Origin of the sequence: Streptomyces sp. W16 (genome assembly GCF_033194735.1) — a bacterium.
Lineage (GTDB): Bacteria > Actinomycetota > Actinomycetes > Streptomycetales > Streptomycetaceae > Streptomyces.
Window position 1 is genome coordinate 1 of record NZ_JAWOAI010000472.1, and the last position, 7,745, is coordinate 7,745.

General features: G+C 70.9%; 8 protein-coding genes. 2 read left to right on the forward strand and 6 right to left on the reverse strand.

Annotation, left to right across the window (positions count from 1 at the left end; genetic code table 11):
• The 4 genes from R6V09_RS40700 to R6V09_RS40715 form a co-directional block, all read right to left on the reverse strand.
• On the reverse strand, positions 1-596 hold a 596-nt coding region (locus R6V09_RS40700; RefSeq protein ID WP_317886524.1), incomplete at its 3' end, for a LacI family DNA-binding transcriptional regulator.
• A 193-nt stretch (positions 597-789) separates the two neighbouring features.
• Positions 790-2,067 carry a ribonuclease D gene (locus tag R6V09_RS40705; protein WP_317886525.1) on the reverse strand — a complete coding sequence of 426 codons (1,278 nt, stop codon included), beginning with the start codon at positions 2,065-2,067 and terminating at the stop codon, positions 790-792.
• Positions 2,068-2,211: 144 nt separating this feature from the next.
• Positions 2,212-2,874 carry a response regulator transcription factor gene (locus R6V09_RS40710; protein WP_019073943.1) on the reverse strand — a complete coding sequence of 221 codons (663 nt, stop codon included), beginning with the start codon at positions 2,872-2,874 and terminating at the stop codon, positions 2,212-2,214.
• A 237-nt stretch (positions 2,875-3,111) separates the two neighbouring features.
• Positions 3,112-3,738, reverse strand: coding sequence for a DUF3000 domain-containing protein (locus tag R6V09_RS40715; RefSeq protein ID WP_317886530.1), 627 nt, complete (start codon positions 3,736-3,738; stop codon positions 3,112-3,114).
• A gap of 147 nt (positions 3,739-3,885) precedes the next feature.
• Between R6V09_RS40715 and hemE the strand changes: the two genes are divergently transcribed.
• On the forward strand, positions 3,886-4,953 hold the full coding sequence (gene hemE / locus R6V09_RS40720; protein ID WP_317886526.1) for a uroporphyrinogen decarboxylase: 1,068 nt from the start codon (positions 3,886-3,888) through the stop codon (positions 4,951-4,953).
• Between the two features lie 6 nt (positions 4,954-4,959).
• Here hemE and R6V09_RS40725 read toward each other — a convergent pair whose 3' ends face one another.
• On the reverse strand, positions 4,960-5,784 hold the full coding sequence (locus R6V09_RS40725; RefSeq protein ID WP_317886527.1) for a rhomboid family intramembrane serine protease: 825 nt from the start codon (positions 5,782-5,784) through the stop codon (positions 4,960-4,962).
• Between the two features lie 125 nt (positions 5,785-5,909).
• Here R6V09_RS40725 and R6V09_RS40730 point away from each other — a divergent pair, with 125 nt between their 5' ends.
• Positions 5,910-6,233: a hypothetical protein gene (locus R6V09_RS40730; RefSeq protein ID WP_317886528.1), complete on the forward strand. Its 324-nt coding sequence runs from the start codon at positions 5,910-5,912 to the stop codon at positions 6,231-6,233.
• A gap of 6 nt (positions 6,234-6,239) precedes the next feature.
• Here R6V09_RS40730 and R6V09_RS40735 read toward each other — a convergent pair whose 3' ends face one another.
• A complete protein-coding gene (locus tag R6V09_RS40735; protein ID WP_317886529.1) occupies positions 6,240-7,640 on the reverse strand; it encodes an FAD-dependent oxidoreductase in 1,401 nt (466 codons plus the stop codon).
• Positions 7,641-7,745 lie beyond the last annotated feature (105 nt).

Sequence of the window (7,745 nt, forward strand, 5' to 3'; positions counted from 1 at the left end):
TGCCCGAGCCCCGCCGACCCGCCGACCCGGGCGATCCGCCGGTGCCCGAGCGCGGCCAGATACCGCACCGCCTCGGTGACGGCGGTGGTGTCGTCGGTCCACACCGAGGTCAGCCCCCCGGTCAACGACGGATGCCCCACGGCCACCACCGGCAGCCCCAGCCGCCGCACCACCGCGACCCGCGGATCGTCCGCCCGGAAATCCACGAGAATCGACCCGCCGACCTGCCGCGCTTTCCACCACGACTCCTGCAGCCCGACCTCCTCGTCCGGATTCCGCACGAGCCGTAACAGCAGCGCGCAGGAGTGCTCGATCAGCACGCTCTCCACCCCGGATATGAACTCCATGTAGAACGGTTCGAGCCCGAGCAGCCGCGCCGGACGACAGACGGCCAGCCCTACGACGTCCACACGCGCCCCGGCCAGCGACCGCGCGGTGAGGTTGGGCGCCCAGCCCAACTCCCGCGCGGCCTCGAAGATCCGCTTCCGGGTCGCGTCGGAGAGCCCCGGCTTGTGATTGAAGGCGAGCGACACCGCCCCCTTGGACACGCCGGCGCGGGCGGCAACGTCCTTGATGGTGACGCGAGTTGTGGTCATCGAGGGGAGTCTCCCAGCCGATCCCCCCGACCGTTACCCGTTCGCCGAGTTCGAAGATCTTGGCGCGATCTCGACGCTCCAGCTTTGCGAGAAGCGTTGCCTTTCAGGGGCGCGGGGCTGTTTCGATATGCGGCTCCGCCGCGTGGGCGCGACCAGCCACAGATCACCCGCACTCGCCACACAACGGCAATCCCTAAGGCGCTTTGGCGGACAAAGCCTCCACCAAAACAGGCGCCACCTGCTCCACCTGCCACGGCCGAGCCCCGTACCCCGCCAACGCAGCCCCCACAGACGACACATCCACACTCTTCGGCGGCTCCCAGCAAACCCGCCGAACCGTGTCCGGAGTAATCAGATTCTCCTGAGGCATGTTGAGCCCCTCGGCGACCGCCGACACCGCGGCCCGAGCCGCGGACAACCGAGCCGCGGCCTCGGGATCCTTGTCGGCCCAGGCACGCGGCGGCGGCGGCCCGGTAACCGGCTGCCCCGGCTGCGGCAACGCAGAGTCGGGCAACGCCTTGGCCCGATCAACCGCAGCCTGCCACTGCTCCAGCTGCCGCCGCCCCATCCGATGCCCGAACCCGTTCAACGCCGCGAGCGCCTGCACGTCCAGCGGCAGCGCGAGCGCGGCCTCCACGATCGCCGCGTCGGACAGCACCTTCCCCGGTGACACGTCCCGCCGCTGCGCGATCCGGTCCCGGGTCTGCCACAGCTCCCGTACGACACCGAGCTGCCGGCGCCGCCGTACCTTGTGCATCCCGGACGTGCGGCGCCACGGGTCCTTGCGGGGTTCGGCGGGCGGCGCCGCCGCGATCGCGTCGAACTCCTGGCGGGCCCACTCCAGCTTGCCCTGCCGGTCCAGCTCCTTCTCCAGGGCGTCCCGCAGGTCGACGAGGAGTTCCACGTCCAGGGCCGCGTACCGCAGCCACGGTTCGGGCAGCGGGCGGGTGGACCAGTCGACGGCGGAGTGCCCCTTCTCCAGGACGAAGCCGAGGACGTTCTCGACCATCGCACCCAGGCCGACCCGCGGGAATCCGGCGAGCCGACCCGCCAGCTCGGTGTCGAAGAGCCGCGTCGGCACCATGCCTATCTCCCGCAGACACGGCAGGTCCTGGGTGGCGGCGTGCAGCACCCACTCGACACCGGAGACGGCCTCGCCGAGGCCCGACAGGTCGGGGCAGGCGACCGGATCGATCAGTGCGGTGCCCGCACCCTCGCGGCGCAGCTGCACCAGATAGGCGCGTTGTCCGTAGCGGTAGCCGGACGCGCGCTCGGCGTCGACGGCGAGGGGGCCCGTGCCGGCGGCGAAGGCCGCGATCGCCTCGGCGAGGGCGTCCTCGTCGGCGATAACGGGCGGAATGCCCTCCCGGGGCTCAAGCAAGGGGATCGGCGCCGTTTCGACGTCGTCCGGAGGGGCGCCTCCGGTGGTTCGCAGTGAGCTGTCTGCTGCGGTTTCTTGGGCGTCGGTCACGTGTCAAGGGTATCCGTGTATGGACAACGCCCGCCGACGGAACGTTCCGTCGACGGGCGTCTGGGGGTCGTAAACCAGTCAGGTAAGTGAAAGATCCGGTTCACGGCTCGGCGGGGGAGTGGAGGACGTGGTTCCGGGACAGGGTCAGTGGATGATTCCGGTGCGCAGGGCCACCGCGACCATGCCGGCGCGGTCACCCGTGCCGAGCTTGCGGGCGATGCGGGCGAGGTGGCTCTTGACGGTCAGTGCGGACAGGCCCATGGAGACACCGATCGCCTTGTTCGACTGGCCTTCCGCGACCAGGCGGAGCACCTCGACCTCACGGCCGGACAGTTCGCGGTAGCCGCCCGGGTGGCTCGGGGCACCCGGGGGGCGGCGGTGCATACGGGCGGCGGCGGAGCCGATGGGAGCGGCGCCGGGTCGGGTGGGGAGCCCGACGTTCGTGCGGGTGCCGGTGACGACGTAGCCCTTGACGCCGCCCGCGAGGGCGTTGCGCACGGCACCGATGTCGTCGGCGGCGGACAGGGCCAGGCCGTTGGGCCAGCCTGCGGCTCTGGTCTCGGAGAGCAGGGTGAGTCCGGAACCGTCGGGAAGGTGGACGTCTGCCACACAGATGTCGCGGGGGTTGCCGATGCGGGGACGAGCCTCCGCGACGGACGAGGCCTCGATGACGTCGCGTACACCGAGCGCCCACAGGTGGCGGGTGACGGTGGAGCGGACGCGCGGGTCGGCCACGACCACCATGGCGGTCGGCTTGTTCGGGCGGTAGGCGACCAGGCTTGCGGGCTGCTCAAGAAGAACGGACACCAGGCCTCCTGGGGTGCGGGACGACTTTCAAGGTCACAGTCGTCTTCGGCACCAAACCCGCGGTCCTTTAGAGAAAGATCACGATTTAGTGAGTAGCAATCAGTGCAATTCGGACACGCTGTCGATCGTTCGGTGAACGAAACGGCTCGTTCGAGAGGCCACTCCTGATTGAAAGTGGCCGTATCGACAAAGACACCGCAAGCGATGGGTAAGACCTCGGTGTGCCTCGGGTAAGGCTCAGCGTGACTGCGGGCCCCGGCGCTGCGGCAGCGTGACGATCGACGCGTCGCCCGGACCCGCCGGCGGCAGGCCCGCGACCTGGGCCAGCAGATCGCACCAGGAGGCCAGATGCGCAGCCGTGTCCGGGACACCGCCGAGCCCCTCACGGGGCGTCCACGAGGCGCGGATCTCGATCTGGGAGGCCGACGGGCGCTCGGACAGCCCGCCGAAGTAGTGGGAGCTCGCCCGGGTGACGGTGCCGCTCGGCTCGCCGTAGGTCAGCCCACGGGTCTGGAGCGCGCCGGTCAGCCATGACCAGCACACGTCGGGCAGCAGCGGGTCCGCGGCCATCTCCGGCTCCAGCTCCGCGCGCACCAGCGTCACCAGCCGGAACGTGCCGTGCCAGGCGTCGTGCCCGGCCGGGTCGTGCAGCAGCACCAGCCGGCCGTCGGCCAGGTCCTGGTCGCCGTCGACGACCGCGGCCTCCAGCGCGTACGCGAAGGGGGCGAGCCGCTGTGGCGCCGGTGTCGGGTCGATCTCGATCTGTGGCCGCAGCCGACTGTTCCGCAGGGCCTGGACCGCGGCCTGGAAAGCCGGCGGAGCCGTACCGCCCCCATCCCGGTCCCCCTCCTTGGAGTCGTCCATTCCGTCAGCGCCGTCCGACAGTCGTCCCTGAGCCGCAGCCATGCGGGAAGATTAAGGGGAACGGAGGCATCGTGCGGGACTAGACACCCGCTCTTGCGTTCAGCACCGCGTGTAATCGCCTCCTGCCGCCGTGCGAGACTTGCCCCCGTGAGTGCCAATCAGAGCCCCGCGGGCCAGCAGCCGACCACCACTTACGACTCCGCCTTCATGAAGGCGTGCAGGCGCGAGCCCGTCCCGCACACACCCGTGTGGTTCATGCGGCAGGCCGGGCGCTCGCTGCCGGAGTACCACAAGGCGCGCGAGGGCGTCCCCATGCTGGAGTCCTGCACGCGGCCCGAGCTGGTCGCCGAGATCACCCTCCAGCCGGTGCGCAGGCACGGCGTGGACGCGGCGGTCTACTTCAGCGACATCGTCGTCCCGCTCAAGGCCATCGGCATCGACCTCGACATCAAGCCCGGCGTCGGCCCGGTCGTCGAGAAGCCGATCCGCACCCGCGCCGACCTGGCCCGGCTGCGCGACCTGACCCCCGATGACGTCTCCTACGTCACGGAGGCCATCGGCCTGCTGACCGCCGAGCTCGGCTCGACCCCCCTCATCGGCTTCGCCGGCGCGCCGTTCACCCTCGCGAGCTACCTCATCGAGGGCGGCCCGTCGCGGACGTACGAGAACGCCAAGGCGATCATGTACGGCGACCCCGAGCTCTGGGCCGACCTCCTCGACCGCCTCGCCGACATCACGGCCGCCTTCCTCAAGGTCCAGATCGAGGCGGGCGCCAGCGCCGTCCAGCTCTTCGACTCCTGGGCCGGCGCCCTCGCCCCGGCCGACTACCGCCGCTCGGTGCTCCCCGCCTCCGCGAAGGTCCTCAAGGCGGTCGAGGGCTACGGCGTCCCCCGCATCCACTTCGGCGTCGGCACCGGCGAGCTGCTGCAGCTGATGGGCGAGGCCGGCGCGGACGTCGTCGGCGTCGACTATCGCGTCGCGCTGGACGAGGCCGCCCGCCGGGTCGGCCCCGGCAAGGCCCTCCAGGGCAACCTCGACCCGGCCGTCCTGTTCGCCCCCACGGCGGCAGTCGAGGCGAAGACCCGTGAGGTCCTCGAATCGGCGAAGGACCTTGAGGGCCACATCTTCAACCTCGGGCACGGCGTCATGCCGGCCACCGACCCGGACGCGCTCACCCGGCTCGCCGAGTACGTCCACACGCAGACGGCCCGCTAGCCGCGCTCACCACGTGTGCCGGGGCCGGGCCCGCCTGCCGAACAGCAGGCCGCGCGGTTCCGGCGGCGGTGGGGTGCCCGCCTTGAGCGGCCAGGCGAGCAGCATGCCCACGAGGAACCCGACGACATGCGCCTCGTACGCCACCGTGCCCGCGTCGGAGACGCCCTCGCCGGACGAGTAGAACGCCTGGAGCACGAACCAGAAGCCCAGCACCAGCCAGGCCGGCAGGCGCAGCGGCAGGAAGAACAGGAACGGCACCAGGACCCACACCCTGGCCTTCGTGTACAGCACCAGATAGGCGCCCAGGACACCGGCGATCGCCCCGGAGGCGCCGATCAGCGGGTCGGCCGAGTTGTCGTTGAGCAGTGCGAAGCCGTAGCCCGCGGCGTAACCGCAGACCACGTAGAAGAGCGTGAAGCGGATGTGGCCTATGCGGTCCTCGACGTTGTTGCCGAAGATCATCAGGAACAGCATGTTGCCCAGCAGGTGGATCCAGCTGCCGTGCAGGAACATCGCGGTGAAGACGCTCAGCGGGGCCGACTTGTCGTAGGTCGGCGGGCCGGCCGCGCAGGCCGGGCCGCCGGGGCCGGCCTGGACGGCGCCGGTCGGGACGAGCTGCGGCATCTGATGGTGGATCAACTCCCGCGGCACGGCCGCGTAGTGGTCCAGGAACGCCTGCAGATGGCACAACTGCGAGAGGTCGCTGCCGCCCGCCACGGAACCCGCCATTCCGGGTGTGGACAGGAAGACGAGCACGTTCGCGGCGATGAGCGCATACGTCACCCAAGGGGTGCGGCGCACCGGGTTCACGTCATGGACGGGGATGACCACAAGGGATTAGTGCCCCCGATACGCGCGGCGAACCGGTGAACACCGCCGTCCGCCTGTGCGTATGACTCCTCAACCGCCCGCGGTGCGGGGAAGGCGTGTCGCGGGGACGACGTGAGGAACAGGCGATGAACGACCGGATTTCCCCTCAGATGACCGCCACGCCCGACGGCGAGGCCGAGATCTCCCTGGTGGTGCGCCTCCCGTGGGAGGACGTCGCCAAGCTCGGTCAGGAAGCGGGACGCCTCGCCGCGCAGATGCAGCGGCCGGTGACCTTGGACGAGGCGGTGAGCAACCGGCTGCGGTCCACGGCCCTGGGCGCCCACGCGAAGCCGGCGGTGGCGCAGCCCGCCGCGATGATGCCGCCGAGCGCGTCGGTGTCCTCGCTGCCCGCCAGGCCGCCGGCCGAGCAGGCACGGCAGGCCATAGACCGCATCAACGGCACGGCGTAAGCAGCTTTACCGCAGGCCGGCCTGGACCTTGGCGGTCGCCTTTCGGGCCGCCACCAGGACCGGGTCCCACACCGGGGAGAACGGCGGGGCGTAGCCCAGGTCCAGGGCCGTCATCTGTTCCACCGTCATACGGGCCGTGAGGGCGACCGCCGCGATGTCGACACGCTTCGCGGCGCCCTCGCGGCCGACGATCTGCACGCCCAGGAGACGGCCGGTACGGCGTTCGGCGAGCATCTTCACCGTCATGGGGGAGGCCGCCGGGTAGTAGCCCGCGCGGCTGGTCGACTCGATGGTGACCGTCTCGAATTGCAGCCCCGCGCGGTGGGCGTCCTTCTCGCGCAGCCCGGTACGGGCGATCTCCAGGTCGCACACCTTGCTCACGGCCGTGCCGACCACCCCCGGGAAGGTGGCGTAACCCCCGCCCACATTGGTGCCGATGACCTGCCCGTGCTTGTTTGCATGGGTCCCCAGGGCGATGTGCCGCTCCTGTCCGGAGACCAGGTCGAGGACTTCGACGCAGTCGCCGCCGGCCCAGATGTTCTCGTGCCCGCGCACCCGCATCGCCATGTCGGTCAGCAGCCCGCCGTGCTGCCCGAGCGGCAACCCGGCCGCCTTCGCGAGGCTCGTCTCGGGCCGTACCCCGATCCCCATCACCACGACGTCCGCCGGATACTCCGCGTCCTCCGTGACAACGGCCCGCACCCGCCCGTCCTCCCCGGTGAGCAGCTCGGTGACATGGGCGTCGTTGACCATGGTGATGCCCAGGCCCTCCATCGCCTTGTGCACCAGGCGCCCCATGTCGGGGTCGAGCGTCGACATCGGCTCCTTGCCCCGGTTGACGACGGTGACGTCATACCCGCGGTTGACGAACGCCTCCGCCATCTCGACCCCGATGTACCCGGCCCCGACCACCACGGCGCGACGCCCACGCGTGCGTGCCAGCGAGTCGAGCAGCGCCTGCCCGTCGTCGAGCGTCTGCACCCCGTGCACTCCGGGGGCATCGACACCGGGCATGTCCGGGCGGATCGGCCGCGCCCCGGTCCCGATCACGAGCTTGTCGTACGACGTCCAGGACTCCGCCCCCGAATCGACGTCACGCGCGCGTACCCGACCGCCCGCGACGTCGAGCTCCACGACCTCGGTCCGCATGCGCAGGTCGATGTCCCGCTCCCGGTGCTCCTGCGGGGTACGGGCGATCAGCTCCTCCGGAGTGGAGACATCACCGCCCACCCAGTAGGGGATGCCGCACGCCGAGTACGAGGTGAAGTGGCCCCGCTCGAACGCCACGATCTCCAGCTCGTCCGGCCCCTTGAGGCGGCGCGCCTGGGACGCCGCGGACATGCCCGCGGCGTCACCGCCGATGACGACCAGTCGTTCCCGGGTACCCCTCGCACGGCTCATGTCCATGCGAACACGCTACGGGGACCGATCATTTCAGTCCTGCCCGCCCTGCTCCTCCTCGCGCACCGGCGGGGCCGCCGGCAGCGGGCCCACCCCGGTCGCCGCCACCGG